This window comes from Enterobacter cloacae complex sp. HYC033_NIDB, assembly GCF_056673335.1.
This window is the reverse complement of record NZ_CP115123.1, coordinates 2,869,475-2,896,085: the sequence shown is the minus strand read 5'-3', so window position 1 is coordinate 2,896,085 and position 26,611 is coordinate 2,869,475. Positions and strand designations below refer to the sequence as shown.

Annotated in this window: 29 protein-coding genes and 2 tRNA genes; 18 read left to right on the top strand and 13 right to left on the bottom strand. The window is 54.5% G+C overall.

Going from position 1 to position 26,611, the window contains the following annotated elements:
* Positions 1 to 49: 49 nt before the first annotated feature.
* Positions 50 to 373 carry a C-type lysozyme inhibitor gene (gene mliC / locus O1721_RS13990; protein ID WP_015570672.1) on the bottom strand — a complete coding sequence of 108 codons (324 nt, stop codon included), beginning with the start codon at positions 371 to 373 and terminating at the stop codon, positions 50 to 52.
* Positions 374 to 466: 93 nt separating this feature from the next.
* On the bottom strand, positions 467 to 1,591 hold the full coding sequence (gene anmK, locus O1721_RS13985; RefSeq protein ID WP_022650944.1) for an anhydro-N-acetylmuramic acid kinase: 1,125 nt from the start codon (positions 1,589 to 1,591) through the stop codon (positions 467 to 469).
* Positions 1,592 to 1,846: 255 nt separating this feature from the next.
* Between anmK and slyB the strand changes: the two genes are divergently transcribed.
* A complete protein-coding gene (gene slyB / locus O1721_RS13980) occupies positions 1,847 to 2,314 on the top strand; it encodes an outer membrane lipoprotein SlyB (RefSeq protein ID WP_003857604.1) in 468 nt (155 codons plus the stop codon).
* 192 nt (positions 2,315 to 2,506) lie between these two features.
* On the top strand, positions 2,507 to 3,871 hold the full coding sequence (locus O1721_RS13975) for a sensor domain-containing diguanylate cyclase (protein WP_032648125.1): 1,365 nt from the start codon (positions 2,507 to 2,509) through the stop codon (positions 3,869 to 3,871).
* 35 nt (positions 3,872 to 3,906) lie between these two features.
* Here the strand turns inward: O1721_RS13975 and slyA are convergent, their stop codons facing one another.
* Complete coding sequence (slyA, locus tag O1721_RS13970; protein ID WP_006808997.1) at positions 3,907 to 4,347, bottom strand: transcriptional regulator SlyA; 441 nt, start codon at positions 4,345 to 4,347, stop codon at positions 3,907 to 3,909.
* Positions 4,348 to 4,534: 187 nt separating this feature from the next.
* On the opposite strand from slyA, the gene O1721_RS13965 reads away from it, so the two are divergent.
* The 3 genes from O1721_RS13965 to O1721_RS13955 are packed head-to-tail and all read left to right on the top strand — an operon-like array spanning position 4,535 to position 7,667.
* Positions 4,535 to 4,771 carry a DUF1656 domain-containing protein gene (locus O1721_RS13965; RefSeq protein ID WP_003857607.1) on the top strand — a complete coding sequence of 79 codons (237 nt, stop codon included), beginning with the start codon at positions 4,535 to 4,537 and terminating at the stop codon, positions 4,769 to 4,771.
* A gap of 2 nt (positions 4,772 to 4,773) precedes the next feature.
* The gene (locus tag O1721_RS13960; RefSeq protein ID WP_479953886.1) at positions 4,774 to 5,634 is read left to right on the top strand and encodes an efflux RND transporter periplasmic adaptor subunit; all 861 of its coding nucleotides are present in this window, start codon (positions 4,774 to 4,776) and stop codon (positions 5,632 to 5,634) included.
* On the top strand, positions 5,634 to 7,667 hold the full coding sequence (locus O1721_RS13955) for an FUSC family protein (RefSeq protein ID WP_026080711.1): 2,034 nt from the start codon (positions 5,634 to 5,636) through the stop codon (positions 7,665 to 7,667). Before O1721_RS13960 ends, O1721_RS13955 begins: the two co-directional genes overlap by 1 nt.
* On the opposite strand, the gene sodC is transcribed toward O1721_RS13955, so the two are convergent.
* From sodC to O1721_RS13940, 3 genes are all read right to left on the bottom strand, one after another.
* The gene (sodC, locus tag O1721_RS13950; protein WP_023303563.1) at positions 7,646 to 8,164 is read right to left on the bottom strand and encodes a superoxide dismutase [Cu-Zn] SodC; all 519 of its coding nucleotides are present in this window, start codon (positions 8,162 to 8,164) and stop codon (positions 7,646 to 7,648) included. The two genes, O1721_RS13955 and sodC, sit on opposite strands and share 22 nt — an antisense overlap.
* A gap of 81 nt (positions 8,165 to 8,245) precedes the next feature.
* Positions 8,246 to 9,142 carry an aldo/keto reductase gene (locus O1721_RS13945; protein ID WP_017693550.1) on the bottom strand — a complete coding sequence of 299 codons (897 nt, stop codon included), beginning with the start codon at positions 9,140 to 9,142 and terminating at the stop codon, positions 8,246 to 8,248.
* 48 nt (positions 9,143 to 9,190) lie between these two features.
* On the bottom strand, positions 9,191 to 9,430 hold the full coding sequence (locus O1721_RS13940; RefSeq protein WP_032619785.1) for a DUF1289 domain-containing protein: 240 nt from the start codon (positions 9,428 to 9,430) through the stop codon (positions 9,191 to 9,193).
* Between the two features lie 147 nt (positions 9,431 to 9,577).
* On the opposite strand from O1721_RS13940, the gene eptA reads away from it, so the two are divergent.
* The 5 genes from eptA to rnt all read left to right on the top strand — a co-directional run bounded on the left by eptA (position 9,578) and on the right by rnt (position 14,258).
* Positions 9,578 to 11,203: a phosphoethanolamine transferase EptA gene (gene eptA / locus O1721_RS13935; RefSeq protein WP_032648122.1), complete on the top strand. Its 1,626-nt coding sequence runs from the start codon at positions 9,578 to 9,580 to the stop codon at positions 11,201 to 11,203.
* A gap of 41 nt (positions 11,204 to 11,244) precedes the next feature.
* Positions 11,245 to 11,844, top strand: coding sequence for a TetR/AcrR family transcriptional regulator (locus O1721_RS13930; protein WP_017384602.1), 600 nt, complete (start codon positions 11,245 to 11,247; stop codon positions 11,842 to 11,844).
* Between the two features lie 53 nt (positions 11,845 to 11,897).
* Positions 11,898 to 12,995, top strand: a complete 1,098-nt coding sequence (nemA, locus tag O1721_RS13925; protein WP_023299948.1) for an alkene reductase — start codon at positions 11,898 to 11,900, stop codon at positions 12,993 to 12,995.
* A 99-nt stretch (positions 12,996 to 13,094) separates the two neighbouring features.
* A complete protein-coding gene (gene gloA, locus O1721_RS13920) occupies positions 13,095 to 13,502 on the top strand; it encodes a lactoylglutathione lyase (RefSeq protein ID WP_032648120.1) in 408 nt (135 codons plus the stop codon).
* Between the two features lie 96 nt (positions 13,503 to 13,598).
* The gene (gene rnt, locus O1721_RS13915; protein WP_003857625.1) at positions 13,599 to 14,258 is read left to right on the top strand and encodes a ribonuclease T; all 660 of its coding nucleotides are present in this window, start codon (positions 13,599 to 13,601) and stop codon (positions 14,256 to 14,258) included.
* Positions 14,259 to 14,335: 77 nt separating this feature from the next.
* Here the strand turns inward: rnt and grxD are convergent, their stop codons facing one another.
* Complete coding sequence (grxD, locus tag O1721_RS13910) at positions 14,336 to 14,683, bottom strand: monothiol glutaredoxin 4 (RefSeq protein ID WP_003832760.1); 348 nt, start codon at positions 14,681 to 14,683, stop codon at positions 14,336 to 14,338.
* 338 nt (positions 14,684 to 15,021) lie between these two features.
* Between grxD and O1721_RS13905 the strand changes: the two genes are divergently transcribed.
* Together O1721_RS13905 and sodB are read left to right on the top strand one after the other, a co-directional pair.
* Positions 15,022 to 15,780, top strand: a complete 759-nt coding sequence (locus O1721_RS13905) for a C40 family peptidase (protein WP_017384605.1) — start codon at positions 15,022 to 15,024, stop codon at positions 15,778 to 15,780.
* 122 nt (positions 15,781 to 15,902) lie between these two features.
* Entirely contained in the window at positions 15,903 to 16,484 is a 582-nt protein-coding gene (gene sodB, locus O1721_RS13900) for a superoxide dismutase [Fe] (protein ID WP_032648117.1), read from the top strand.
* Positions 16,485 to 16,521: 37 nt separating this feature from the next.
* On the opposite strand, the gene O1721_RS13895 is transcribed toward sodB, so the two are convergent.
* Together O1721_RS13895 and cydH are read right to left on the bottom strand one after the other, a co-directional pair.
* The gene (locus O1721_RS13895; protein WP_017384607.1) at positions 16,522 to 17,688 is read right to left on the bottom strand and encodes an MFS transporter; all 1,167 of its coding nucleotides are present in this window, start codon (positions 17,686 to 17,688) and stop codon (positions 16,522 to 16,524) included.
* A 161-nt stretch (positions 17,689 to 17,849) separates the two neighbouring features.
* Complete coding sequence (gene cydH, locus O1721_RS13890) at positions 17,850 to 17,939, bottom strand: cytochrome bd-I oxidase subunit CydH (RefSeq protein ID WP_003857632.1); 90 nt, start codon at positions 17,937 to 17,939, stop codon at positions 17,850 to 17,852.
* 297 nt (positions 17,940 to 18,236) lie between these two features.
* Between cydH and purR the strand changes: the two genes are divergently transcribed.
* Positions 18,237 to 19,262 (top strand): HTH-type transcriptional repressor PurR, encoded by a 1,026-nt coding sequence (gene purR, locus O1721_RS13885; protein WP_003857634.1) that lies wholly within the window; start codon positions 18,237 to 18,239, stop codon positions 19,260 to 19,262.
* A gap of 17 nt (positions 19,263 to 19,279) precedes the next feature.
* Here the strand turns inward: purR and punR are convergent, their stop codons facing one another.
* A complete protein-coding gene (gene punR / locus O1721_RS13880; RefSeq protein ID WP_003857638.1) occupies positions 19,280 to 20,191 on the bottom strand; it encodes a DNA-binding transcriptional activator PunR in 912 nt (303 codons plus the stop codon).
* 111 nt (positions 20,192 to 20,302) lie between these two features.
* Here punR and punC point away from each other — a divergent pair, with 111 nt between their 5' ends.
* Positions 20,303 to 21,502: a purine nucleoside transporter PunC gene (punC, locus tag O1721_RS13875; protein WP_023296385.1), complete on the top strand. Its 1,200-nt coding sequence runs from the start codon at positions 20,303 to 20,305 to the stop codon at positions 21,500 to 21,502.
* 298 nt (positions 21,503 to 21,800) lie between these two features.
* Positions 21,801 to 22,949: a cyclopropane fatty acyl phospholipid synthase gene (cfa, locus tag O1721_RS13870; protein WP_017384609.1), complete on the top strand. Its 1,149-nt coding sequence runs from the start codon at positions 21,801 to 21,803 to the stop codon at positions 22,947 to 22,949.
* Positions 22,950 to 22,980: 31 nt separating this feature from the next.
* On the opposite strand, the gene O1721_RS13865 is transcribed toward cfa, so the two are convergent.
* The gene (locus tag O1721_RS13865; protein ID WP_015570688.1) at positions 22,981 to 23,622 is read right to left on the bottom strand and encodes a riboflavin synthase; all 642 of its coding nucleotides are present in this window, start codon (positions 23,620 to 23,622) and stop codon (positions 22,981 to 22,983) included.
* Between the two features lie 225 nt (positions 23,623 to 23,847).
* Between O1721_RS13865 and mdtK the strand changes: the two genes are divergently transcribed.
* The 3 genes from mdtK to O1721_RS13850 all read left to right on the top strand — a co-directional run bounded on the left by mdtK (position 23,848) and on the right by O1721_RS13850 (position 25,532).
* Positions 23,848 to 25,221 carry an MdtK family multidrug efflux MATE transporter gene (gene mdtK, locus O1721_RS13860; protein WP_032648114.1) on the top strand — a complete coding sequence of 458 codons (1,374 nt, stop codon included), beginning with the start codon at positions 23,848 to 23,850 and terminating at the stop codon, positions 25,219 to 25,221.
* 153 nt (positions 25,222 to 25,374) lie between these two features.
* A tRNA-Val gene (locus tag O1721_RS13855) sits at positions 25,375 to 25,451 on the top strand.
* Positions 25,452 to 25,455: 4 nt separating this feature from the next.
* Positions 25,456 to 25,532, top strand: a tRNA-Val gene (locus O1721_RS13850).
* A gap of 179 nt (positions 25,533 to 25,711) precedes the next feature.
* Here the strand turns inward: O1721_RS13850 and O1721_RS13845 are convergent.
* The gene (locus O1721_RS13845) at positions 25,712 to 26,182 is read right to left on the bottom strand and encodes an Hsp20 family protein (RefSeq protein WP_026080712.1); all 471 of its coding nucleotides are present in this window, start codon (positions 26,180 to 26,182) and stop codon (positions 25,712 to 25,714) included.
* Positions 26,183 to 26,353: 171 nt separating this feature from the next.
* Positions 26,354 to 26,554 (bottom strand): cell surface composition regulator GlgS, encoded by a 201-nt coding sequence (gene glgS, locus O1721_RS13840; protein ID WP_032650012.1) that lies wholly within the window; start codon positions 26,552 to 26,554, stop codon positions 26,354 to 26,356.
* Positions 26,555 to 26,611 lie beyond the last annotated feature (57 nt).

The window sequence follows — 26,611 nt, the reverse complement described above, 5'->3', positions numbered from 1 at the left end:
CTGAAAGTGAGATTGGGTGGCGCTATTGTGCGCGCCCCCTTCAAAAATCTCAACGCTTCGGATTTTCAAGCTGACAATTGTTCAGCACAATGCGGTCACGCTTGTAGACGGTGGCGCTGTCGCCTTTCGACCAGAAGACGTAGATCCCGTCTGAGTAGCGCGCACCGGAGGCCGACATTCCCTGCTTCAGCGTTAACAACTTATTGTCATAAACAAAGCTGGCTTCCTGATGCGGGTTGTTCAGCTTCACCGTCAGCGGTTTTTCATCACAACGATATTCCAGCGTATCGGTTTGCATACGCTCAACGAACTGGTTATAGACGCTGCATCCGGTCATAAGAAAAGGTACAGCAATGAGAAGAAGTTTTTTCATGGGCAGATTCCGAAGACTATCCTGGTCCTGGAGGGCCTAACCGCCCTCCTGTTTTTCCCTATTTTACGGGTTACGCCTCCCGCTGAATTTCAGTTAACTCTGATTATGGCGCGGGTTTGCGGGGAAAATGGCCCCAAGGACGCTCGCCTCCCGCGCACCGGTTACGGAGGGTAAATTCCCCGGCAGACCGGCAACCGTACGCCAGGCAAGCCAGGCGAAGGCCAGCGCTTCCATATCGTCTCCGCTGATCCCGGCTTCATCAGTGGTCGTGACTTCGGTGCCCGGCAGCAAGGCGGCGAGGCGTGCCATCACCAGCGGGTTGCGGCTTCCGCCTCCGCATACCAGCAAGCGCTCACATCCGCCGCTCAGCAACACCTGTTCAGAGATCGACACCGCGGTGAGCTCCGTCAGCGTAGCCTGCACATCCTGAGGCGCAAGGCCGGGGAAGCGCGCCAGCTGACGTTCAAGCCAGCCGTAGTTGAAATATTCCCGCCCCGTGCTTTTCGGCGCGGGCAGAGCAAAGAAAGGATCGCTTAACAGGGTTTGCAGCAAGGGAAGGATCACTTTCCCCTGGCTGGCCCACTGCGCGTCTTTGTCGTAGGCTTTACCGCTCTGACGCCAGATCCAGGCATCCATCAACATATTACCGGGTCCGGTATCGTACCCCCGCACGGGCTGCCCGGGAATAAGCATCGACAGGTTGGCGATCCCGCCGATGTTCAGGACCATCCTGCGCTCTACCGGGTGCGCCAGCAGCGCCTGATGAAATGCCGGAACCAGCGGCGCCCCCTGCCCGCCGAGGGCCATATCGCGACGACGGAAATCACCCACCACCGTCACGCCGGTTTTTGCCACAATCTGGTTGTTATCGCCAATTTGCATCGTGTGCGGCGCCTCGCCGACAGGTTCATGCCAGACGGTCTGCCCATGGCAGCCTATTGCCACGATATCCTGCGGGTGGAGTCTTTCCTGCTGCATCAGGGCCAGTACCGCATCAGCAAACAGCGCCCCCAGACGCACATCCAGTTGTCCCAGTTGGGAAAGCGTCAGCTGTTGCCCCTGGCAGATGTTCAGGATCTCTTCTTTTAACGAGACAGGAATTGGCCAGGTCAGGCTTGCCTGCTGCGCCACCATGTTTTCATCAATGGCGGCCAGAACGACATCCACACCGTCAAGACTGGTACCAGACATCACACCGATATAGCGACCCGATTTCATGCGCTTTCCTTACGTTACATGGGCTAAGTGCAAACACTCCATCATAAATAACGCGGCTTTGCTATGCGGTGATAATAATTTTTAACAATCTCAGACCTGTAGCACAGGCGATGTTTGTTTATGTCCCGTTAAGCCCTGTTCGGGTAAAATTTATCTATTCGGCATGCAAAGATATGAACTGTGGTCAGGAATGCCATATAATTTAGCCATAACGGATGCCCCAACCGGGCGTTTTTTGGTGAACAGGAGAGTCAAATGATTTTACGTGTACTGGGCGTTTCGCTGATTGGTTTAACACTGGCGGGTTGTGTGAATGACAGTTCACTCTCCGGCGACGTATATAGTGCTTCTGAAGCTAAACAGGTACAGAACGTGACATACGGTACTATCGTTAATGCCCGTCCTGTTCAGATTCAGGGTGGCGATGACACGAACGTGGTGGGCGCAATCGGTGGTGCTGTGCTGGGTGGTTTCCTGGGTAATACCATTGGCGGCGGCACCGGACGTTCTCTGGCGACCGCAGCGGGCGCAGTTGCAGGCGGCGTAGCGGGTCAGGGCGTTCAGGGTGCGATGAACAAAACTCAGGGCGTTGAGCTGGAAATCCGTAAAGACGATGGCAGCACCATTATGGTTGTGCAGAAACAGGGTAACACCCGCTTCTCTGCTGGCCAGCGTGTTGTTCTCGCAAGCAACGGCAGCCAGGTCACCGTCTCCCCGCGCTAATATCCTGATGGATGTGGTCTGTTCAGACCACATCCATTTAACAAAATCATCATTCACAACAATATATTTGCACAATACATTCACGCAGTGAATTATTCATTTCATCTGTTCTTGTCCGGGCGCAAAGTATTTTTTATTTCCCTCCCTTAGACTCTTCGCAATCTCTTTTTCTTTTTTATTTTTTAAGTCTCTATGCTTGCGATCTGTCGATTTGTAAAGAACCGCTTTGTGGCCTTCGCGCTTGGGTGCATTGTTATCATTGCCGTATTACAAGGTTTTTTTATAAAGCTTGTTGAATGGGTTCCTTCGTTTTCACCTTTGTTTTTCCCTACGCTGACGATATTTCTTCTGGTGTTCCATCTGTTTATTGCCTGTTTTATGGCAATGAAATACTGGTGCGACAGAAGGCGATTATATCTTGTTCCCATTGCCCTGGCCTTTGCCGGCTCAGCGTTACTGATGGTGGGGACACTGTCCAGCTTCCCGGCCTGGCTTGATCTCTATCAGTTCAACGTGGCGAACTATAATGACGCCATGATTTTCTATATGTTCCGCCACTTTTTAATGGCGGTGCTGATAATCATCTCGGCCTTGCTGTATACCCTGCGTACGTCCGCTCTCTCACGCGGCGCCCATCTCGCCGTTGTGGCCGGGACGGTGCTTTTTACCGGCTGTATGCTTGGGCTGGCATTTTTCTATTCCAGTCATTCCACGCTGCTCACACTGGATCTGGTAGACAATGAAACCCGACAGTTTATGGTTCTGTGGAGCCAGGCGATCAATATCATTTTGATTGTTCTGTGGGTAGTAACATTAATCACGTTGATGGTCATTACCCGCGTGAGGAATTTGTTTTGGGTCGGCGGCAATTTTTTATGCGTCTGTTATATCGTCACCCTGCTCATGCTATTGTTAGGCGGACACGCTGAAGATATTTCATGGTACCGGGCACGGTTATTCGAAACCGTCGCTACGTTAATCATTATTTTCATCTTACTTTCCGACGTATTTAATTTGTATCGTGACTCGCATGTAAAATACCAGCAATCTTATCAAAACTCGATCCGCGATCCCCTCACCCGTCTGTATAATCGCAGCTATTTCTATGATTCATTAAATCACGCGCTGAGTACAGCAACGATGGCGCACCCGGTATCGGTGGTTGTAAGCGATCTGGACCGTTTCAAGCGCATTAACGACTGCTACGGCCATTTGCAGGGGGATAAGGTTTTACAGTTTGTCTCAAACCTGTTGACCGATTCAGTGCGACCGCAGGATATCGCGGCGCGGATCGGCGGCGAAGAATTTGTGCTCATGCTGACAAATACCCCTTCCGATCTTGCGCAACAGGTTGCCGAACGCATACGTCTCAAATTGAGCGGTTTCGACAATGTCAGCAGCGGCGGTTATCTTCCGGAACCGATTACCATCAGTATGGGGGTATTCACCGCTACCTCGCCGGAAACCAGCGCTGAAACCTGTGTGGAAAGCGCGGATAAAGCCATGTACGAGGCAAAAGAGACGGGGCGCAACCGGGTAGTGGTGTTCAAATCATGACAGAGGCCTTGCACGAGCAAGGCCTGTAAACAACGTCAGTCACGCGACTGTAAATCGTGGATGTTTTGCTCAAGACGGGCGATGAGTCCGATCAGCATCTCCAGCTCAGCGGGGGAAATACCGGCCAGGATCTCCCCTCGCGTTTTACTGATGACGGTTTCCATCTCAGTGATAATCGGGGCCGCTTTTTCCGTCAATTTGATCCGCTTGGCGCGACGGTCGCTGGCGCAGGTTTGTCGGGAGATGAGTCCCTTCTCTTCCAGCTGGTCAAGGGTACGCACCAGAGACGGCTGCTCAATACCAATCGCTTTTGCCAGTTGGATCTGTGACTGATCGGGCGGAAGCTGATGGATGTTATGCAGCGTAACCCAGTGCGTCTGTGTGAGTTCCAGAGGTTTCAGGCGATGGTCAATCAGAGCACGCCAGATGCGTACCAACCTTGCCAGATCAGAACCTAATGGCGATTCCAATTTCATCTCCTTATAATTAGCTTGCTAAGTGATTATAGTGATTTTAGAATAGTTTGCAGTATTTGTATTGCCAAAACAAATGCAATCACGGTATTCATCATTCCTTAAAGGATGATTTACACTGAATGGTAATGCGCCATCGCATTGAAATCTGCCAATGTGGCCCTCATTCCACCGCAAAGGATCGCTGCTTGTGACGTTGTTTTCCTTCTCCGCAGGGTTACCCCTCCAGGATCTGATTGTTGGCGCATCGGTCTACTTTCCGCCACTGTTTAAAGCCGTGATGGTCGGTTTTGTGATCTGGCTCATTGCGCATCGTCTGCTGCGAGACTGGATGTATTCCGGTGAAATCTGGCACCCGATGTTAATGGATCTCTCCCTGTTTACCCTCTCCGTCTGTCTTGGCCTTGCCGTGTTAACCGTGTGGTGAGAATAGCATTGAAAACGTTAAAATATTTTTCCACTCTTTTCGTTTTAGCGCTGGCGGTGATGGCCGGCTGGTGGCTCTGGAATTATTACATGCAGTCGCCCTGGACGCGTGACGGCAAGATCCGCGCGGAACAGGTCAGCATCACGCCACAGGTGTCCGGCAGTATCAGCGCGCTTCTGGTGAAGGACAACCAGTACGTTCATGCGGGCGATGTGCTATTCCGTATCGATGAGACCCCTTTCCACATTGCGGTGCTTAATGCCCAGGCGCAGCTCGCAAAAGCTCAATCAGATCTGGCAAAAGCCAATAACGAAGCCGAACGCCGCCGCCATCTGTCGAGAAATTACATCTCTGCGGAAGATCTCGATACCGCCAATATCAATGTAAAAGCCATGCAGGCCAGCCTGAAGGTTGCAGAGGCAACGCTGAAACAGGCCGAGTGGCAACTGACCCAGACCGTGGTCAAAGCCCCGGTGGATGGATGGATCACGAGCCTGTCTACCCGTGTGGGTGATTACGCCACCACAGGCCAGCCGGTCTTCGCCCTGGTCGATAGCCACTCTTTCTATGTTGTAGGTTATTTTGAAGAGACCAAGCTGCGCCATATCCGCGAGGGTGCGCCTGCCCGGATCACGCTTTACAGCGGCGCAGAAACGTTACAGGGTCACGTTAGCAGCATAGGTCGGGCAATATACGATCAGAGCGTGGAAACCGATTCTGGCCTGGTGCCTGACATCAAACCCAACGTCCCGTGGGTGCGCCTGGCTCAGCGGGTGCCTGTTCGCGTCGAGTTTGATCAAATGCCGAAAGACATTACCCTGGTCTCTGGCACAACCTGCACCGTCGCCATCGGATCGCGATGATGAACCTGGGGGCTTTCTCCTGGCGCAATACGCCGTGGATAAAAGCGACACGGCCGCAGTGGCGTTACGCGCTGCGCAACGGCATCGCCATGTGCCTTGCGCTTACGGTTGCCTATTATCTGAATCTGGATGAGCCTTACTGGGCGATGACCTCTGCGGCGGTCGTCAGCTTCCCTACCGTCGGGGGCGTTATCAGCAAAAGCCTCGGGCGCGTGGCGGGTAGCCTGCTGGGGGCAACCGCCGCACTGCTTCTTGCCGGCCATACCCTGAACGATCCCTGGCTCTTTCTGTTAAGCATGTCGGCATGGCTGGGGCTGTGTACCTGGGCCTGCGCCCATTTTACCAATAACGTTGCCTATGCGTTTCAGCTGGCGGGTTACACCGCGGCCATTATCGCCTTTCCGGTCGTCAACGTGCTGGATACCACCGAGCTGTGGGATATCGCCCAGGCACGCGTGTGTGAAGTGATGGTCGGCATTCTGTGCGGAGGCGTCATGATGATGATCCTGCCCAGTACCTCAGATGGCACTACGCTTATCACCGCCCTTAAAACGATGCACGCACGTTTGCTGGAACATGCCAGCCTGCTCTGGCAGCCTGACAGCAGCGATGACATCCGCCTCGCGCACGAAAAGGTCATCGGCCAGATCCTGACCATGAACCTGTTGCGCATCCAGGCTTTCTGGAGCCACTACCGTTTTCGTCGCCAGAACACGCTTCTGAACTATTTACTGCACCAGCAATTGCGGATGACGAGCGCGATCTCAAGCCTTCGCCGGATGTTGCTGAACTGGCCTGCACCGCCAGCCCATACCCGGGAGATTATCGAGGCGCTGCTCGCCGCTCTTGCGCGTCCGGATGCCGATATCTATACCGTGGCCCGCATTATCGCGCCGCTCGCCCCAACGGATGAATATGACTACAGGCACCGTGCCTTCTGGCAGCGTCTGAACTATTTCTGCCGCCTGTATCTGCGCAGCAGCCGCTGGTTAAAAGCCGTCGAGAATGCCACGCCCGTCACCGAATTTTCCGTTCCCGGTAGTCCTGCTCTGGCGCGCCATACCGACGCAATGGAGGCGCTGTGGAGCGGTTTTCGTACGTTTTGTGCGTTGACGGCCGTGGGCGCATGGGCCATCACCACGCAATGGGATGCGGGCAGTGCGGCCCTGACGCTTGCGGCAATCAGCTGCGTGCTCTATTCCGTCGCCGCTTCCCCCTTTAATTCCCTTACGCTTCTGCTGCGTACGCTGGTACTGCTGTCGCTATTCAGCTTCGTGGTGAAATTTGGTTTGATGGTGCAGATAACCGACCTCTGGCAATTTCTGCTGTTTCTCTTCCCGCTATTAACCACCATGCAGTTGCTCAAACTGCAAATGCCTAAACTGGCCGGTCTGTGGGGTCAGTTGATTGTTTTTATGGGCTCATTTATCTCTGTAACGAATCCACCGGTTTACGATTACGCTGATTTTCTCAACGACAACCTGGCGAAGATCCTCGGCGTGGGGCTGGCGTGGCTGGCTTTCGCTGTGCTACGCCCGGGCTCGGACGCGCGTAAAAGCCGCAGGCATATTCGGGAGTTGCGCAGGGGTTTTGTCGATCAGCTGAGCCGCAGGCCGCATCTGCGCGAAAGCGAGTATGAATCGCTGGTTTACCATCATGTCAGCCAGCTGAACAACAGCCAGGATTCACTCTCCCGTCGCTGGCTGCTGCGCTGGGGCGTGGTGCTGTTAAACTGTTCGCACGTGGTGTGGCAACTGCGCGCCTGGGAGACGCGTTCCGATCCGCTGTCGCAGGTCCGTGATAACTGTATTTCCATGCTCCGAGATGTGATGAGCGAGCGCGGGGTGCAGCAGCGCCCCCTGAGCGTCACGCTCGCCGAGCTTCAGCGTATTTGCGACGCGCTGGCGCACCATCATCAGCCTGCGGCCCGCGATCTGGCGTCCATTATCTGGCGGCTGCACTGCTCCCTGTCACAGCTTGAACAGGCGCCGCCACCCGGAACGATTGGCGATCAGATCACCCCGCAGGCATAGCGCGCCCCGCCGCCGCCAAGCGGTTTAGGCTGATCGGACATGTTATCGCCGCCCACGTGGACCATCAGCGCCTTGCCTTTGACCTCGTCAAGCTTTTTGAGTCGTGGCGCCACAACCGGATCGGTGGCTTTACCATCGTTATTTACCACCAGCACCGGCAAATCGCCGAGGTGCCCCATCCCTTCCGGGCCTTCATGCTTACCGGAGTTGTGCGGGTCGAGATGCCCCCCTGCGGCTTCCGCAGCTGTTGGTTTCCCCTCTTTCATCGCGGGTTGACAGCTGCCTTTGGCATGAACGTGAAAACCATGTTCGCCGGGTGGAAGAGCCTTGAGATCGGGAGCAAATTCCAGCCCTTTATCGGTTTCGGTGATTTTCACCGTCCCGATGGACTGGCCTACCCCCTGAGAAGTGACGAGATTCATTTCAACGTCCTCGCTGGCTGCCTGCGCACCTGCACAAACAACCAGCGTGACCATTGCCAGAGCAAAACGCTTCATAAGACCTCCACGGGTTATTTTTTGCACCTTAAGTCTATACCAGCGGCGCAGATTTCACCGGAAAGTCAGGTTCAGGCGTGCTCAGGGTACGTCGTAGCCCAGCGCCGCCTTGCGGATGCGGAACCACTGCTGACGCGTCATATCCAGCTCCTCAGCCACAAGCGCAGCGCGGACGCGCTCAATTTTGCCGGAGCCAATAATTGGCAGCGGTTTAGACGGCAGGCACAGGATCCAGGCGTAAACCACCTGCTCGATACTCTCCGCATTCAGTTCGCGCGCCACCGTTTCAAGCTCGTTACGCAGCGGCTGGAATGCCTCATCGTTAAACAGGCGGCCGCCTCCCAGACAGGACCATGCCATTGGACGGATGCGCAGCTGTTGCAGTTGGTCGAGCGTGCCATCCAGCAGCAGCGGCTGATGAACAGGCGAGATCTCCACCTGATTCGTCGCCAGCGTAAACGGCAGGCGAGACTGCAATAGCGCAAACTGTGCCGGGGTGAAGTTAGACACGCCAAAATGGCGCACTTTGCCGCTCTGGTGCAGCGTCAGGAAGGCTTCCGCGACCTCATCCGCATCCATCAACGGATCGGGTCGGTGGATCAGCAGCAGGTCGATACGATCGGTGGCCAGGTTAATCAGTGACTGCTCGGCGCTTTTAACGATATGCGCGCTGTCAGTGATGTAATGCCCAAGCGCATGCTCCGGTTTTGCTGTGGTGGCAATACCGCATTTGGTCACAATCTCCATACGTTCACGCAGCGCCGGCGCACGCTTCAGCGCTTCGCCAAAGGCAGCCTCGCACTGATAGCCGCCATAAATATCAGCGTGATCGACGGTGGTGATCCCGAGATCGAGATGCTCTTCTATAAAGTCCGCCAGCTGGACCGGAGACATATTCCAGTCCATAAGGCGCCAGTAGCCCATAACAAATCGGGAGAATTCCGGGCCCTGCGGGGCAAGGGTAATACGCTGAACCATAACATTTTCCTCAAGGAAGTCATGTCACCAGTATACGCAATTACCCTGCTAAAACAGTGAAGGTTGCTGAGGTTCTACGCTTTCAACCGCTTTGTTTGCACGAATTTTACGCAGCAGACGCTGTCGACAGAGCCGTAAGACCTCCTGCTTTTGCGCGTCGCTGAAATTTTGCCAGTTAAAACGTTCATCGCGCGTGCGCATGCAGCCACGACAGTATCCTCGTTCATCTACCTGGCAAATACCCCGGCACGGGCTCTGGACAGGGAAAAACTCCAGTTGCTCTGCCACACCTACCTCCAGAACGTCATTATTCCCTACAGTGAAGACCCTAAATGGCTTGCATGCAAGGATGTCCGCCACAAACAGAGCATTAAGGTTTCGCTAATCTTCCCTTCTTATACTCGCCGCATTGATATAACGAATGGTCTGGTCATCATGTGGTTCACTAAAAAGTTACACTGTAACGATATAAAATTTACTCTGGGCTGTGCACTTTTCTTCACCGTACTGAATGCACTGTTTATCCAGCGCAGCTGGTCAATCATTGCGCCTGCGCATCTGCACGATCTCCTGTTTGCTGCCAGCGTGCCGCTGGTGCTGTTCTGCGGCTGGGTGATTGTCTTCAGCCTGCTGAATATTCCCTTTGTTCGCAAGCCGCTCATGATTGTCCTGACCCTGGGATGCGCCGCCGCAACCTGGTTTATGTATACCTATGGCACGGTTATCGATCAGAACATGATTGTGAACGTGTTCGAAACTAATTCCCAGGAAGCGACTGCCCTGGTGACGCCGCAGATGATCCTGTGGCTGGTCGTTGCGGGTCTGGTTCCATCGATTATTTTAGCCCTGACGCGCATTCGCACCGGAAAATGGTGGTATGCCCTCCTGACGCGTGTCGCCGCTATGCTGGGTGCGCTGCTGGTGATCATCCTGGTCGCGGCGGTGTTTTATAAAGACTATGCTTCGCTGTTCCGCAATAACAAAAGCATCGTCAAAATGGTCACCCCGGCGAATTACGTGAGCGCCGTGGTGAAATACAGCAAAATGCGCTGGTTTGCCGGCGACCAGACGCTGGTCCGCATTGGCGAGGATGCTCATAAAGGCGCGCTGATTTCCAGCCAACGCAAGAAAACCGTGCTGATTGTGGTGGTGGGCGAAGCCTCCCGCGCCGCAAACTACTCGTTAAATGGTTACCCGCGTGAAACCAACCCCGAGCTGAAAAAGCAGGATGTCATCAACTTCCCCCAGGCCTCCTCCTGTGGCACGGAAACCGCCGTTTCCGTCCCCTGCATGTTCTCCGGCATGACGCGGAAAAAATATGACGCGGACCTCGCCCATCACCAGGAAGGTCTGCTCGATGTACTTAACCATGCCGGTTTCAACCTGCTGTGGCGCGACAACGACGGCGGGTGTAAAGGCGCCTGCGACCGCGTGCTGCACACGGACATGACCCAGTGGAAACTGGATCAGTTCTGTAAGGACAAATCCTGTATCGACGACGTCAACCTCTACCGTCTGGACAACGTACTGGATGGAATAAAGCAGGATACGGTTCTGGTTATTCATCTGATGGGCAGCCACGGTCCGGCCTACTACAACCGTTATCCGGACAGCTTTCGCAAGTTCACCCCAACCTGCGATACCAATGAAATTCAGGATTGCGATCATCAGTCGCTGATCAATACCTATGACAACACGATTCTGTATACCGACAGCGTCGTCAGCCGAACCATCGACGCGCTGAAAGCCCGGCAGGCCAACATGAACACGGCGCTCATTTACCTCTCCGATCACGGTGAATCGCTGGGTGAGAGCGGAATTTACCTGCACGGTACGCCGTATATGCTGGCCCCGGAGCAGCAAACGCATATTCCGTTTATGTTCTGGCTCTCCCCGGATTATGCGAAAAACTTCGGCGTAAACACGGATTGCCTGCGTGACCATGCCGCAAAAGAGGCGGTTTCACAGGACAATTTATTCGCCACCGTTCTGGGCATGATGGACGTGAAATCTGCGGTTTATCAGCCGCAGCTGGATATTCTGTCGCAATGTCGTCGCTAAGCGGGCTTGCATTAGACCGAACGGTCTATTAGAGTAAGGGCATGAGCAGACACACTGAACACGATACACGAGAACATTTGCTGGCTACCGGCGAGCGCCTTTGCATGCATCGCGGGTTTACCGGTATGGGGCTGAGCGAGTTGTTAAAAACCGCTGAAGTACCTAAGGGATCGTTTTATCACTATTTTCGATCCAAAGAGGCGTTTGGCGTTGCCATGCTGGAGCGGCACTACGCCAGCTACCATCAGCGCCTGGCAACCCACTTCGCCAGCGGTGAAGGTGACTACCGGGATCGTGTTCTGAACTACTATCAGGAAACGCTGACGCAGTTCTGTCAGCAGGGCATCATCAGCGGCTGCCTGACGGTAAAACTGTCTGCCGAAGTGTGCGATCTCTCCGAAGATATGCGCACCGCAATGGATAAAGGGGCCAGCGGCGTTATTGCCCTGTTGGCTCAGGCGCTGGAGAGCGGGCGCAATGAAAAAACGCTCTCCTTCTCCGGCGATCCGCTCACGCAGGCACAGGTGCTCTATTCCCTCTGGTTAGGCGCCAACCTGCAAGCAAAAATGTCTCGCAGCGCCGTGCCGCTCGAAAGCGCGCTGGCGCATGTGAAAAACTGTATTACCGCGCCTGGCGTGTAGCCGGCGTTTTTATTTACCCTTTTACTAGTCGACTGGTCTACTCAGGAGCCGTTATGTCCGCTGAAAAGCTGTTTACCCCACTGAAAGTGGGTGCCGTTACTGCCCCAAACCGCGTGTTTATGGCCCCACTTACCCGTCTGCGCAGCATCGAGCCGGGCGATATCCCAACGCCATTGATGGGTGAGTATTACCGTCAGCGCGCCAGCTCGGGCCTGATTATCTCCGAAGCCACGCAGATTTCTGCCCAGGCAAAAGGCTACGCCGGTGCACCGGGTCTGCACAGCCCGGAACAGATCGCCGCGTGGAAAAAAATCACCGCAGGCGTGCATGCTGAAGATGGCCGTATTGCGGTTCAGCTGTGGCACACCGGTCGTATCTCACACAGCAGCATCCAGCCTGGCGGTCAGGCGCCGGTTTCTGCCTCTGCCCTGAACGCCAATACCCGCACTTCCCTGCGCGATGAAAACGGTAATGCGATCCGCGTCGACACCACCACGCCACGCGCGCTGGAGCTGGACGAGATCCCGGGTATCGTGAATGATTTCCGTCAGGCCGTCGCCAACGCCCGGGAAGCGGGCTTCGACCTGGTTGAGCTTCACTCTGCGCACGGTTACCTGCTGCATCAGTTCCTGTCCCCGTCTTCCAACCAGCGTACCGACCAGTACGGCGGCAGCGTTGAAAACCGCGCGCGTCTGGTGCTTGAAGTGGTGGATGCTGTCTGTAATGAGTGGAGCGCAGACCGCATTGGTATTCGTGTCTCCCCGATCGGTACTTTCCAGAACGTCGACAACGGTCCGAACGAAGAAGCAGACGCGCTGTATCTGATTGAAGAGCTGGCGAAACGCGGTATCGCCTATCTGCACATGTCCGAGCCGGACTGGGCAGGCGGCAAGCCTTACAGTGAAGCCTTCCGTCAGAAAGTGCGCGAGCGCTTCCACGGCGTGATTATCGGGGCGGGTGCGTATACGGCAGAGAAAGCCGAGGATTTGATCGGTAAAGGCCTGATCGACGCCGTGGCCTTTGGCCGTGACTACATTGCTAACCCGGATCTGGTTGCCCGTTTGCAGAAGAAAGCCGAACTGAACCCGCAGCGTCCTGAAAGCTTCTATGGCGGCGGCGCGGAAGGTTATACCGACTACCCTTCACTGTAATCCCGCTTTGTACATTGATAGCGGCGACCTTTCGCCGCTATACTAAAACATCGTTTCTGTTCAAAAAGATAATCCATTCCACTGGTTAATGAGGAAATTATGCGCCTACTTCACACCATGCTGCGCGTTGGCGACCTGCAACGTTCCATCGATTTCTACACTAACGTTCTGGGCATGAAGCTGCTGCGCACCAGCGAAAATCCGGAATATAAATACTCCCTGGCGTTTGCCGGTTACGGCCCGGAATCTGATGAAGCGGTCATCGAGCTGACCTACAACTGGGGCGTGGACAGCTACGAGCTGGGTACGGCTTACGGCCACATCGCGCTGGAAGTGGATAACGCCGCCGCAGCCTGCGAACGTATCCGCAGCAATGGCGGTAACGTCACCCGTGAAGCCGGTCCGGTTAAAGGCGGTACCACCGTAATTGCGTTTGTGGAAGATCCGGACGGTTATAAAATCGAACTGATTGAAGCCAAAGACGCTGGTCGCGGTCTGGGCAATTGATCCCGCAGGGCGCACTATGCGCCCGTTGTTTTGCTGCATCCCCTCTCAAAATTTGCCATAATGCGCACTGCTTTTTCCCCCTTGTAAGAGACCCTGATGTCCGATAACGCTCAATTTACCGGTCTGTGCGACCGTTTTCGTGGTTTTTATCCCGTTGTCATTGATGTAGAAACAGCCGGATTTAACGCTAAAACCGATGCGCTGCTTGAGATTGCCGCCATCACGCTGAAGATGGATGAACAGGGCTGGCTTGTACCGGACACCACGCTGCATTTCCACGTTGAACCCTTTGAAGGGGCAAACTTACAGCCAGAGGCGCTGGCCTTTAACGGTATCGATCCGACAAACCCGCTGCGCGGGGCGGTAAGCGAATACGAGGCGCTGCACGCCATTTTCAAAATGGTGCGCAAAGGCATGAAAGAGAATGACTGTAGCCGCGCCATCATGGTGGCCCACAATGCCACCTTTGATCACAGCTTCACTATGGCTGCCGCCGAGCGTGCCTCGCTCAAGCGTAATCCATTCCATCCGTTTGTGACCTTCGACACCGCCGCGCTGAGCGGCCTGGCGCTGGGGCAAACCGTGCTCTCTAAAGCCTGCATCACGGCGGGTATTGCGTTTGACGGCACCCAGGCGCATTCCGCGTTATACGACACCGAGCGTACGGCGGAGCTGTTCTGTGAGATCGTCAACCGCTGGAAACGTCTCGGCGGCTGGCCGCTGCCGATGGGCGACGAGGCCGATCTTCAATCGTAGGTTGGGTAATCAATAGCCCCACAGGCAAAAAAAAGCGACCAACATAATGTGGTCGCTTTTTTATATCCGCAGAAAACTTACTCTGCGTCCGGCTCTTCGGTTTTATACTTCGCCGCAGTCTCTTTGATCAGCTGTTGCAGTTCGCCGCGCTGATACATTTCAATCAGGATGTCGCATCCACCGACCAGTTCACCATCAACCCACAGCTGTGGGAAGGTCGGCCAGTTGGCGTATTTTGGCAGTTCAGCACGAATGTCCGGGTTTTGCAGGATATCAACGTAAGCAAAACGCTCACCACAGGCGGACAGCGCCTGAACCGCTTGCGCGGAGAAGCCGCAGCTTGGCAGCTTCGGAGAACCTTTCATGTACAGGAGAATCGGGTTTTCAGCGATCTGGCGCTGAATTTTTTCAATAGTGGTGCTCATGTCTTGCTTCCTTTAACTTCTGTTACGGCATCAGTCTGACATTGTAGCGGGTCAGGCCGACATCGGAAAATAACATTTTTGTCACGTCTAATTATTTTATCGCTTATCGCATAAAGTTGCATTGCTAATGTCGTTTATCCCCAGACGGGGTGCGGTTTTGCTTAAGGAGCGAACAGGAGTGCGTCAGAATGGTGAATTTTTTTGCACTTGCTAACGAAACATAATTTTTGAATGAAAAATGCTATTAACTTCTTCTGATTTTATGGATTAGAATCGACAGGTTTTGTAAATCTCACGCGGGTATGCATTGTGGCCTGCATTTATCAGGGGACTGCCCAGTGGCGCGGATAACTAAAATCTCGATGACGCTCTGTGCTTTACTGTTTACCACACTCTCATTTACGCCAGCGGCGAACGCCTCTGAACAGGCGCGGCATTCTGCTGTACAAAAATCGCATCTGGCAAAAACCACAGAACGTAAGAAAAAAACCACCAGTAAAACAGTAAAGAAGAAAACCACCGCTCAGACCAAAAAGACCGCCTCCAGTAAACCCAAAACTCTCCGTTCCGGCACGCACAAAACCACCCGCACGACCGCCAGCCTGGTGAATGAAAAATGCACCGTGCGCAAAGGCCATAAAACGAAATGCGCAAAAGTGACGAAGCTGGCTGACGTGCATAAAGCGCGTATGCAGAAAGCGCAAAAAACGGCGATGAACAAACTGATGGGGCAAATAGGTAAACCGTATCGCTGGGGTGGCACCTCTCCGCGCACCGGTTTTGACTGTAGTGGGCTGGTTTATTATGCCTATAAAGATCTGGTGAAGTTTCGCATTCCACGCACCGCCAATGAGATGTACCATCTGCGCGACGCCGCGCCTGTAAACCGTGGCGAACTGCAAAATGGCGACCTGGTGTTCTTCCGCACCCAGGGACGCGGTACGGCCGATCACGTTGGGGTGTATGTGGGTAACGGTAAATTTATCCAGTCACCGCGCAGCGGTCAGGACATTCAGATCACCTCTCTCAGCGAAGATTATTGGGTGCGCCACTATGTGGGTGCGCGCCGCGTGATGACGCCAAAAACCATTCGCTAAACCCTGCCCTGCCGCCTCCATGGCAGGGTAAGTTCCTCTTTTGCATACCCTTTCAATTTGCTATTCTGTCCTTGTTATCTGTAGGGTTATTGGCAACGTATAAAACTATAAGGAGAGAAGCAATGTCGTTCGAATTACCTGCACTACCGTATGCAAAAGACGCCCTGGTCCCGCACATTTCCGCGGAAACCCTGGAGTACCATTACGGCAAGCATCACCAGACCTATGTCACCAACCTGAACAATCTGATCAAGGGCACCGATTTTGAAGGCAAAACGCTGGAAGAGATCGTGCGCAGTTCAGACGGCGGCGTATTCAACAACGCCGCACAGGTGTGGAACCACACCTTCTACTGGCACTGCCTGGCCCCCAATGCAGGCGGAGAACCTACCGGTGAGCTGGCGGCAGCGATTAACGCCGCGTTCGGCAGTTTCGCGGATTTTAAAACGAAGTTTACTGACGCAGCCGTTAAAAACTTTGGCTCCGGCTGGACCTGGCTGGTCAAAGAGGCTGATGGCAAACTGGCTATCGTTTCCACTTCTAATGCGGGTACCCCTCTGACCACCAGCGCCACGCCGCTGATGACCGTGGACGTATGGGAACACGCCTATTACATTGATTACCGTAATGCGCGCCCGAACTACCTGGAACACTTCTGGGCACTGGTTAACTGGGAATTTGTTGCGAAGAACTTCGCCGCGTAAGAGACACGCAGAAGGGGCAGCCCTTCTGCGTTTTTGTTTATTCCGCCGTACACACCGCTTCAGGCTGTTTACGACCAGACATCATCACCAGCAGCAGGCCGAGTGCAGCAATGATCGCCCCCATCACCGGCACAAAGCTGTAACCCAAACCACCTGAGATCACCGCCCCGCCCGCTGCGGCCCCCAGCGCATTGCCCAGGTTAAACGCACCGATATTCACCGACGAAGAGAGCCCCGGCGCTTCGTGCGCAACGCGCATTACACGCATCTGCAACGGTGGCACCACGGCAAAGGTTGCGGCGCCCCACACCACCATGGCAATCGCGGCACCCACTTCGTTACGCGCCAGCCACGGAATCGCCACCATGATGACAATCAGCAGCGTTAAAAAACCTTTCAGTGTTCCACTGACGGAGCGGTCGGCAAATTTCCCGCCGAGATAGTTGCCAATCGAGAACCCGACACCAATCAGCACCAGCATCGCGGTAACAAAGAGTGGCGTTGCGTGGGTAATGTCGTGCAGCACCGGGGAGATATAGGTGTAGAGCGTAAACATCGCCCCGGCCCCCAGTACCGTGGTGAGCAGCGCGGACAACACCTGAGGACGCATCAGCACCGCCAGCTCTTTACGTACTTCCGGACGTTCTCCCGCACTTCCTTTCGGCAGTGAGAAGAACAGCGCAACCATCGCGACCACGCCCAGTCCGGCGGTTGCGAGGAAAGACATACGCCAGCCGATGGCTTCTCCCAGCCAGGTGGCAGCGGGAACGCCGCCGATATTAGCGATGGTGAGGCCCATGAACATAGTGGCTACCGCGCTGGCCTGCTTATGTTTTGGCACCACGCTGGCGGCAACAACCGAGCCCAGTCCGAAGAAGGCGCCATGGTTGAGGCTGGTCAGAATGCGCGAAAGCATCAGAGTGGTGTAATCGGGCGAAATCGCGGAAAGCACATTTCCGAGAGTGAAAATCGCCATCAGGAAAATCAGCGCATTGCGGCGAGCGCGGTGGGAAAGCAGCAGCGTCATCAGCGGCGCGCCCACCATCACGCCAATCGCGTAGGCGCTAATTAACATACCGGCCGCAGGAATTGAGACGTCCACACCCCGGGCGATAACAGGCAATAACCCCATAGGGGAGAATTCAGTGGTGCCAATCCCAAAGGCGCCAATCGCCAGGGCCAGCAGGGGAAAATTGATTTTCATGAAGAGACTCCGGATACCGTGCCATAACCCGGCACAGAACTAAGAAGTCAAAAGCATGACATCAATCACAAAAAATGAGAAGTTAACATTTTGGCAAAAGATTTTTGCCGGAGAGGTAACAATAGCGGCAAGAGAGGGAGAAAGTTCTCCCTCCGCCTGAATCAGTGCAGTGCAGCGGTTAAACCACCGGCAACAATCAGAGCAAGAACAACAATGGTGGTAAACAGCGAAAACTTCAGATCGGTACTCATCAATTTTTCTCCTTTTATTCACCCTACGAAAAGTGAGCTTGCTCATTTTTACACAGTTCAGGTCAAAAATCTTCCAGGATTTAAACGGATATCCACTTTACCTCTTCCCCTTTTCATCAAGATAGGACAAAATTCCACGCTAAATTTATTAGCGTACCGGCCACTGACCCCCTCCTGACGTCCTGTGTCGTTTTCCCGGCGTGTCGCAACTCATGTTTGCGTGATAAGGGTGAGAGAAGGCAAACGTTTACCTTCAATTTTTTCAGGAGCTTAGGATATGGTCTGGAGTGACATTTAATGGCAACAATTAAAGACGTAGCAAAACGCGCAAACGTTTCCACTACAACCGTATCACATGTTATTAACAAAACGCGTTTCGTCGCTGAAGAGACGCGTAATGCCGTCTGGGCGGCAATCAAAGAACTGCACTACTCGCCAAGTGCCGTCGCCCGCAGCCTGAAGGTTAATCACACCAAATCGATTGGCCTGCTGGCCACCAGCAGTGAAGCGGCCTACTTTGCTGAAATCATCGAAGCCGTTGAAAAAAACTGCTTCCAGAAAGGCTATACCCTGATTCTGGGCAACGCGTGGAACAACATTGAAAAACAGCGCGCTTACCTGTCAATGATGGCGCAAAAGCGCGTCGACGGCCTGCTGGTAATGTGTTCTGAATACCCTGAGTCGGTCCTTTCCATGCTGGAAGAGTATCGCCACATTCCGATGGTGGTCATGGACTGGGGCGAAGCGCGCGCAGACTTCACCGACTCCGTTATTGATAACGCCTTTGAAGGCGGCTACATGGCGGGGCGTTATCTGGTAGAACGCGGTCATCGTGAAATTGGCGTGATCCCGGGTCCGCTGGAGCGTAACACCGGAGCTGGCCGTCTGGCCGGTTTCATGAAAGCGATGGAAGAGGCGCTGATCACCGTGCCGGAAAACTGGATTGTTCAGGGCGACTTCGAGCCGGAGTCGGGCTATCGCGCCATGCAGCAGATCGTCTCCCAGCCGCATCGCCCTACCGCGGTGTTCTGCGGCGGCGACATCATGGCGATGGGCGCGCTCTGCGCGGCGGATGAACTCGGCCTGCGCGTCCCGCAGGATATCTCGGTGATCGGCTATGACAACGTGCGCAACGCCCGCTTCTTTACCCCGGCGCTGACCACCATTCACCAGCCGAAAGATTCGCTGGGTGAAACGGCCTTCAACATGCTGCTGGACAGGATCGTCAACAAGCGTGAACAGTCCCAGTCCATTGAAGTTCACCCGCGCCTGATTGAACGCCGTTCCGTTGCGGACGGTCCGTTCCGCGACTACCGTCGTTAATCTCATTACGGGGCCAGCTATGCTGGTTCCCGCAACCACTCCCGGTTCAGCGTTTCGCTGTCGCCCAGATAATCCAGCAGCCAGGCCATGGCGGGCGAGACGTCGTTTTGCTGCCACGTCAGACAGCACGCGGCATCCGGGAAGGGGTTTTCCAGCGTCAAGGCCACCCACTCTCCCGCATCGATGCGCGGGCGCGCAAAATGCACCGGCACCATGCCAACGCACAGCCCCGCGCTCAGACAGGTGGCCGACGACTCCCAGTCCGGCGCGACCACGCGGCGCTGATTATCCAGCAGCCAGGTAATGCGCTTGGGCAGCGAGCGGGAGGTATCTTCCAGCACCAGCGAGGGCCAGTTGCGTAAGGTGTCATCGCTCAGCGGACCTTCCAGCGCCGCCAGCGGGTGATCGCGCGCGACCACGCAGGTCCAGCTCAGCATGCCCATGTCGCGAAACGCGTAGCGCCCCCCAACCGGGATCGCCTGGGTTGCACCAATCGCCATCTCCGCCCTGCCGTCCGCCAGCGCATCCCAGACGCCGTTGAACACTTCCTGCGAAACACGCAGTTCGACGTCGGAAAAATGACGATAGAAATCGACGATCATCTGCCGGGTCCGCTCCGGCTTAACGATGTTATCCACCGCGATAGCGAGATGCCCGCGCCAGCCGTTGGCGATCTGCTGGCACTGCTCACGGGTGATCTGCATTTTTTTGATAACAGACCGCCCTTCCTTCAAAAACCACGCTCCGGCAGGCGTGAGCTCCACGTCGCGATGGCGCCGCTCGAACAGCGGGACCGCCAGCCACGCTTCCAGCTGGCGCACCGTATAGCTGATAGCCGAGGGAACGCGATGCAGCTCCTGGGCGGCACCGGTAAAGCTGCCGTTACGCGCCACGGCATCAACCACTTCAAGGGAATAATCTGACCACATCTTTAGCCTGCAAATTTTTTGAACGCACCCGCCAAATATTAGCGTTTCACAAGCCGCTTTGCACTCCCTACACTCTGCGCCAACGTACACCTGCCTCCTCAGGAGAAAAAAGTGCAACCCAGGAAAGGATTTTTAGTCTGGCTCGGCGGCTTAAGCGTGCTGGGCTTTTTGGCAACCGATATGTATCTGCCCGCGTTCGCCGCGATGCAGGAAGATTTGCAAACCCCTGCCGCCGCCATCAGCGCCAGTTTAAGTTTGTTCCTTGCTGGCTTTGCTTTTGCGCAATTGCTGTGGGGGCCGCTCTCGGATCGTTTTGGCCGTAAGCCCGTCCTGTTGTTGGGGCTGGCGATTTTTGCCGTAGGCTGTCTGGGCATGCTGTGGGTCCGCGATGCCGCCTGGCTGCTGGCGCTGCGCTTTATTCAGGCGGTCGGCGTCTGCGCCGCAGCGGTGACCTGGCAGGCGCTGGTGACCGATTACTACCCCGCCTCGCGCACTAACCGCATATTCGCCACTATTATGCCGCTGGTCGGCCTGTCGCCGGCGCTTGCCCCGTTACTGGGCAGCTGGATCCTGGCGCATTTCGACTGGCAGGCCATTTTCGCCACGCTCTTTGCTATTACGCTGGTCCTGATGCTGCCTGCTTTCGGGCTTAAACCTGCGCATAAAAAAGAGACGCATCCGGACGCAAAGCCCATCACCTTTACCTCTTTACTGCGGTCGAAAGCCTATCGCGGTAACGTGCTGATTTATGCTGCCTGCTCTGCCAGCTTCTTTGCCTGGCTAACCGGTTCGCCGTTCATTCTGCATGACATGGGCTACAGCCCGGCGGCTATCGGCCTGAGCTATGTACCACAGACCATCGCCTTCCTGGTGGGTGGCTATGGCTGTCGCGCCGCGCTGCAAAAATGGGAAGGCCAACAGATGCTGCCCTGGCTGCTGGTGCTGTATGCACTAAGCGTGATTGCGACCTGGGCTGTCGGCTTTATACCCGGCGCCGGGCTTGCAGAAATTTTGATTCCGTTCTGCGTCATGGCGATCGCTAACGGGGCTATCTACCCTATCGTTGTAGCCCAGGCGTTGCGTCCATTCCCGCAGGCGACAGGCCGCGCTGCCGCGCTGCAAAATACCCTGCAACTTGGCCTGTGCTTCCTGGCAAGTCTCGTGGTCTCGGCGTTGATTGCAACCCCGCTGCTCACCACTACCAGCGTGATGCTGGTCACCGTTGCGCTGGCGGGTTTGGGCTATCGCATGCAGTCCTCAGCCCATCGCGAGCAGAGTGAAAACGCGCAGACAGAAACGTCGCACGCCTGATTGCGCGGGAAACTATGTTAAATACCAGTGATTAGGTTGCTAACAATTTTCTGTTGAATCACCAAATTTTGCGGCCTATACTAAATTTGGTTCGATTAAATACGATAAATATTAAGTGTTAACGGGAGCCGGAGCGCTCCCGTTTTACCATGGAAGGCATTTCGGCAAGGGTTATCTCCCTTCCTCTGTTCTACGTCGGATATTAGCCTCGCGGGCATTTACCGTGAGATTTCTCACAAACCAAAAAAGCGTCTACGCTGTTTTAAGGTTCTGATCACAGCAAGGTGATGGAGAAGCTATGAGTTCATCGTGTATAGAAGAAGTCAGCGTTCCGGACGATAACTGGTCCCGGATCGTCAGTGAACTGTTGGGACGTGCGGGCATTACGATTAATGGCTCATCCCCCTCCGATCCCCAGATAAAGCATCCCGATTTTTTCAAACGCGTGTTACAGGAGGGGTCGTTAGGGCTGGGTGAAAGCTATATGGACGGCTGGTGGGAGTGTGAGCGGCTGGATATGTTCTTCTCCAGCGTATTACGCGCCGGTCTTGAAAAACAGCTCCCTCGTCATTTCAAAGATACCTTACGCATTGCCTCCGCCCGCCTGTTCAATCTGCAAAGTAAAAAACGGGCGTGGATCGTCGGTAAAGAGCATTACGACCTGGGCAACGATCTGTTCAGCCGTATGCTCGATCCTTTAATGCAGTACTCCTGCGGATACTGGAAAAAAGCGACGACCCTGGAAGAGGCGCAGCAGGACAAGCTGCAACTGATCTGCGATAAATTGCAGTTACAGCCCGGTATGCGTGTGCTGGACATCGGCTGTGGCTGGGGTGGTCTTGCCTGGTTTATGGCGAAAAATTACGGCGTCAGCGTAGTCGGCGTCACGATTTCCGCTGAACAGCAGAAGATGGCGCAGGAACGCTGTCTGGGTCTGGATGTTGATATTCGGCTTCAGGACTACCGCGACCTGAACGAGCAGTTCGATCGCATTGTTTCCGTAGGTATGTTCGAGCACGTGGGGCCGAAGAACTACAAGACTTACTTCGAGGTCGCCGATCGTAACCTGAAGCCTGAGGGAATTTTCCTGCTACACACCATCGGCTCTAAACGCACCGATAACAATGTGGATCCCTGGATCAACAAATATATCTTCCCGAATGGCTGTTTACCCTCTGTTCGCCAGATTGCGAACGCCAGCGAACCGCATTTTATTGTGGAAGACTGGCATAACTTCGGCGCAGATTACGACACCACCCTGATGGCCTGGCATGAACGTTTCCAGGCTGCATGGCCTGAAATCGCCGACAACTATTCGGAACGATTCAAACGGATGTTTAGCTATTATCTGAATGCCTGTGCGGGCGCGTTCCGTGCGCGGGATATACAGCTGTGGCAGGTGGTGTTTAGTCGTGGGATTGAGCACGGTCTGCGTGTGGCTCGCTGAAAAAATAACCCCGGTTAACCGGGGTTATTTTTTATTCTTCTTCCATGGTTTTAATTATCGCCGCCTCTTTCGCCGCCAGTACGCGCTCAACGGTATCCACGACCGCCTGGGTCTGGGGATCAATTTCGATATTTACGCGCTGCCCCAGTTTTTTTGCGCCAAGCGTAGTACGTTGCAGCGTTTCAGGAATTAAATGCACGCAAAAACGCGTTGGCGTCACTTCACCGACGGTCAGACTAATCCCATCGATGCCAATAAATCCTTTATAAAGGATGTATTTCATTAATGACGGATCCTGCACCTTAAACCAGATTTGACGGTTATTTTCCGAGGTCACGATTTTCGCCACTTCTGCGGTGGTCATAATATGGCCCGACATCAGATGCCCGCCAATCTCATCGCTGAATTTCGCCGCGCGTTCAACGTTGACGATATCTCCCACCACCAGCTCACCCAGGTTAGTGATACGCAGCGTCTCTTTCATTAAATCAAAGCTAATCTGGTTACCGTTAATTTCGGTCACCGTCAGGCAGCAGCCGTTATGCGCTATCGACGCCCCGGTTTCAATGCCGTCGAGCATATATTCAGGCAGCTCAACTACGTGAGTGCGGAAATTCGGTTTTTCATCAATGGACACCACTTTGGCAGTGCCCTGCACAATACCAGTAAACATGCTTACAGCTCCTGTTCATTCCGAACGGCGATGACACCGTATAATCCCACCACAATAACAGTTGAAAAAACAGGTTGCCAGTGATGCGCAATTTCTGGCGATTTTTTCACTAGATAATTAGTTAAACCCCGCTACAATAGCTGGCATCCCTCTGTTTTTTCTTCTTGCTGCCAGTAACGGCGGCCTTTTTAGTCTCTCAAATAACTACAATACAAAGGTGTTCACGTGCAGAAGTATATGATCGAAGCGCGTCAGTTATTGGCACTGGCCATACCGGTGATCGTCGCGCAGGTAGCCCAAACCGCAATGGGATTTGTGGATACGGTAATGGCCGGTGGTTACAGCGCCACCGATATGGCCGCCGTGGCGATCGGAACCTCAATCTGGCTTCCGGCCATTCTTTTTGGTCACGGCCTGCTGCTGGCGCTGACGCCGGTTATCGCGCAGCTTAACGGCTCCGGTCGACGCGACCGCGTGGCCCATCAGGTGCGCCAGGGCTTCTGGCTGGCCGGGGGTGTCTCCGTCCTGATTATGATCGTCCTGTGGAACGCCGGGTATATTATTCGCGCCATGCATAATATCGACCCGGCGCTGGCGGATAAGGCGGTCGGTTATCTGCGCGCCCTGCTCTGGGGCGCCCCCGGCTATCTGTTCTTCCAGGTGGCACGTAACCAGTGTGAAGGGCTGGCAAAAACCAAGCCGGGCATGGTGATGGGCTTTATCGGCTTGCTGGTGAACATTCCCGTGAACTATATCTTCATTTACGGTCATTTTGGCATGCCGGAACTCGGCGGCGTGGGCTGCGGCGTGGCAACGGCTGCGGTGTACTGGGTGATGTTCGGCTGTATGCTCACCTATATTAAACATGCGCGATCCATGCGTGACATTCGTAACGACGCCTCGTTCAGCGCACCTGACTGGACGCTCATGACCCGTCTCATTCAGCTGGGGTTACCCATTGCGCTGGCGCTGTTCTTCGAAGTGACGCTGTTTGCCGTCGTCGCCCTGCTGGTCTCGCCGTTAGGGATTATTGATGTCGCAGGACACCAGATCGCCCTGAACTTCAGCTCTTTGATGTTCGTCCTGCCGATGTCCCTGGCTGCCGCGGTGACGATTCGCGTGGGCTTCCGTCTGGGGCAAGGCTCGACGCTGGACGCGCAAACGGCAGCCCGCACCGGCCTCGGCGTCGGCGTCTGCATGGCAGTCTGTACCGCGCTCTTTACCGTGCTGTTGCGTGAGCAAATTGCCCTGCTCTATAACGACAACCCGGAGGTAGTGACCCTGGCCTCGCATCTGATGCTGCTGGCGGCCATTTATCAGATCTCTGACTCCATCCAGGTGATTGGCAGCGGTGTGCTGCGTGGGTATAAAGATACGCGTTCCATCTTCTTCATCACCTTTATCGCTTACTGGGTGCTGGGTCTGCCGTGCGGGTACATTCTGGCGCTCACGGATCTGGTGGTGGATCGCATGGGGCCAGCCGGATTCTGGATGGGCTTTATCATCGGCTTAACGTCTGCGGCCATTATGATGATGCTGCGTATGCGCTTCCTGCAACGTCAGCCGTCTGCGGTAATTTTGCAGCGCGCTGCACGTTAATAACACAGTAGCCGCCGCCTGGCGGCTACTTTCTCTTCACTTTGCGCGGTAATGAAGCAATCGCGTGAAATCAGAGAGAAAAATGCATTTTCCCTCTTGCCACCTTGGGGCTGTGCCGCTAATATTCGTCCCCGTTGTCACCGACAACACAATGCGTTCATAGCTCAGTTGGTTAGAGCACCACCTTGACATGGTGGGGGTCGTTGGTTCGAGTCCAATTGAACGCACCATTCTGCGTCTGTAGCTCAGTTGGTTAGAGCACCACCTTGACATGGTGGGGGTCGATGGTTCGAGTCCATTCAGACGCACCAATCTGTTTTCTCGCACATTTCATTCCCGTTCAGCCTCATGCAGAGGCAGCAAACCTTTTAAGCACATCGAAAGTGACCTCCAGCCCGCGCGTGCAGCGAAAGAGCGGAATGGCATAAGTCCCATCAGGTTAGCAAAACGCCCGGCGTTTGCCGGGCGTGAAAACAACGTCAATCAATGATTACGGCTTATGTTCAATCGCCGGGTTGTTGTTGATGGCGATGCGCTGCGGTTTCTCTTCTTCCGGGATATCCTGGTGTAATTCAATCGCCAGCAAGCCGTTTTCCAGCGAAGCGCCGGTTACTTTCACATGCTCCGGCAGACTATAGCTGGCCCGGAAGTCGCTGCGGCTGATACCCCGATGGATCCACCCTTCTTCGCCGTTTTCGGTTTTCTCTTCTTCACGTTTACCGCTGATATTCAGCTGACCGCCAACGGTTTCAATTTCCAGTTCGCTCTCTTTCCAGCCCGGCACGCTCAGCGTCAGTTCATAGCGGTTATCACCCACCCGCCGGATATTGTAAGAAGGCGTGGAGGGCAACGGCGTACTGCCGGTTAGCTGGCTAAAAAGGCGATCGATACGGTTAAAACGGTCCGCAAACAGAGAGTCGGAGAGATCGTTCAACATGGGAAAAGCTCTCAGAGTCATCATGTACCTCCTGAACAGTAAAAAAGAATATTCAAAAAGTTCATGTCTTACGGGCAGGTATTCCTTACCCGCTTTCTATATGAGGTTACCGCACAATATTTCAACCTCAGGAGCTGCAAAATGTAGCTGGAACTTAAAAAACGCAACGGGCCGTTAAGCCCGTTATTCGTTACATCATCGCAGTTCTATCACTCTCGCCCGCTCAGCCTGCTTTCGGTAGTGGTCATATCGCTCCCGGAACCATGCCTGCTGTTCATAATTCATATTGCCGGTCACGGCATCGATATCAACTGGCTGGCCCAGGGCGTACATACGGGCAAAACTGCGTGCCAGAAAATCAAAATTCTTTAATGCGTTTATATCTTGTCGCTTCATTAGCATATCCCTCCAGTCATTGTGATTACTGTTCAAGGTCATATGCTTTTCTGATCT

Coding starts and splice junctions, on each gene's coding strand:
- sodC (WP_023303563.1), bottom strand. CDS start 8,164: ATGAAGCGTTTTGCTCTGGCAATGGTCACGCTGGTTGTTTGTGCAGGT.
- O1721_RS13955 (WP_026080711.1), top strand. CDS start 5,634: ATGAACCTGGGGGCTTTCTCCTGGCGCAATACGCCGTGGATAAAAGCG.
- O1721_RS13845 (WP_026080712.1), bottom strand. CDS start 26,182: ATGATGACTCTGAGAGCTTTTCCCATGTTGAACGATCTCTCCGACTCT.
- slyB (WP_003857604.1), top strand. CDS start 1,847: ATGATTTTACGTGTACTGGGCGTTTCGCTGATTGGTTTAACACTGGCG.
- O1721_RS13865 (WP_015570688.1), bottom strand. CDS start 23,622: ATGTTTACTGGTATTGTGCAGGGCACTGCCAAAGTGGTGTCCATTGAT.
- purR (WP_003857634.1), top strand. CDS start 18,237: ATGGCAACAATTAAAGACGTAGCAAAACGCGCAAACGTTTCCACTACA.
- punR (WP_003857638.1), bottom strand. CDS start 20,191: ATGTGGTCAGATTATTCCCTTGAAGTGGTTGATGCCGTGGCGCGTAAC.
- gloA (WP_032648120.1), top strand. CDS start 13,095: ATGCGCCTACTTCACACCATGCTGCGCGTTGGCGACCTGCAACGTTCC.
- O1721_RS13895 (WP_017384607.1), bottom strand. CDS start 17,688: ATGAAAATCAATTTTCCCCTGCTGGCCCTGGCGATTGGCGCCTTTGGG.
- grxD (WP_003832760.1), bottom strand. CDS start 14,683: ATGAGCACCACTATTGAAAAAATTCAGCGCCAGATCGCTGAAAACCCG.
- O1721_RS13930 (WP_017384602.1), top strand. CDS start 11,245: ATGAGCAGACACACTGAACACGATACACGAGAACATTTGCTGGCTACC.
- O1721_RS13945 (WP_017693550.1), bottom strand. CDS start 9,142: ATGGTTCAGCGTATTACCCTTGCCCCGCAGGGCCCGGAATTCTCCCGA.
- mliC (WP_015570672.1), bottom strand. CDS start 373: ATGAAAAAACTTCTTCTCATTGCTGTACCTTTTCTTATGACCGGATGC.
- sodB (WP_032648117.1), top strand. CDS start 15,903: ATGTCGTTCGAATTACCTGCACTACCGTATGCAAAAGACGCCCTGGTC.
- nemA (WP_023299948.1), top strand. CDS start 11,898: ATGTCCGCTGAAAAGCTGTTTACCCCACTGAAAGTGGGTGCCGTTACT.
- glgS (WP_032650012.1), bottom strand. CDS start 26,554: ATGAAGCGACAAGATATAAACGCATTAAAGAATTTTGATTTTCTGGCA.
- eptA (WP_032648122.1), top strand. CDS start 9,578: ATGTGGTTCACTAAAAAGTTACACTGTAACGATATAAAATTTACTCTG.
- rnt (WP_003857625.1), top strand. CDS start 13,599: ATGTCCGATAACGCTCAATTTACCGGTCTGTGCGACCGTTTTCGTGGT.
- O1721_RS13975 (WP_032648125.1), top strand. CDS start 2,507: ATGCTTGCGATCTGTCGATTTGTAAAGAACCGCTTTGTGGCCTTCGCG.
- cydH (WP_003857632.1), bottom strand. CDS start 17,939: ATGAGTACCGATCTGAAGTTTTCGCTGTTTACCACCATTGTTGTTCTT.
- slyA (WP_006808997.1), bottom strand. CDS start 4,347: ATGAAATTGGAATCGCCATTAGGTTCTGATCTGGCAAGGTTGGTACGC.
- anmK (WP_022650944.1), bottom strand. CDS start 1,591: ATGAAATCGGGTCGCTATATCGGTGTGATGTCTGGTACCAGTCTTGAC.
- cfa (WP_017384609.1), top strand. CDS start 21,801: ATGAGTTCATCGTGTATAGAAGAAGTCAGCGTTCCGGACGATAACTGG.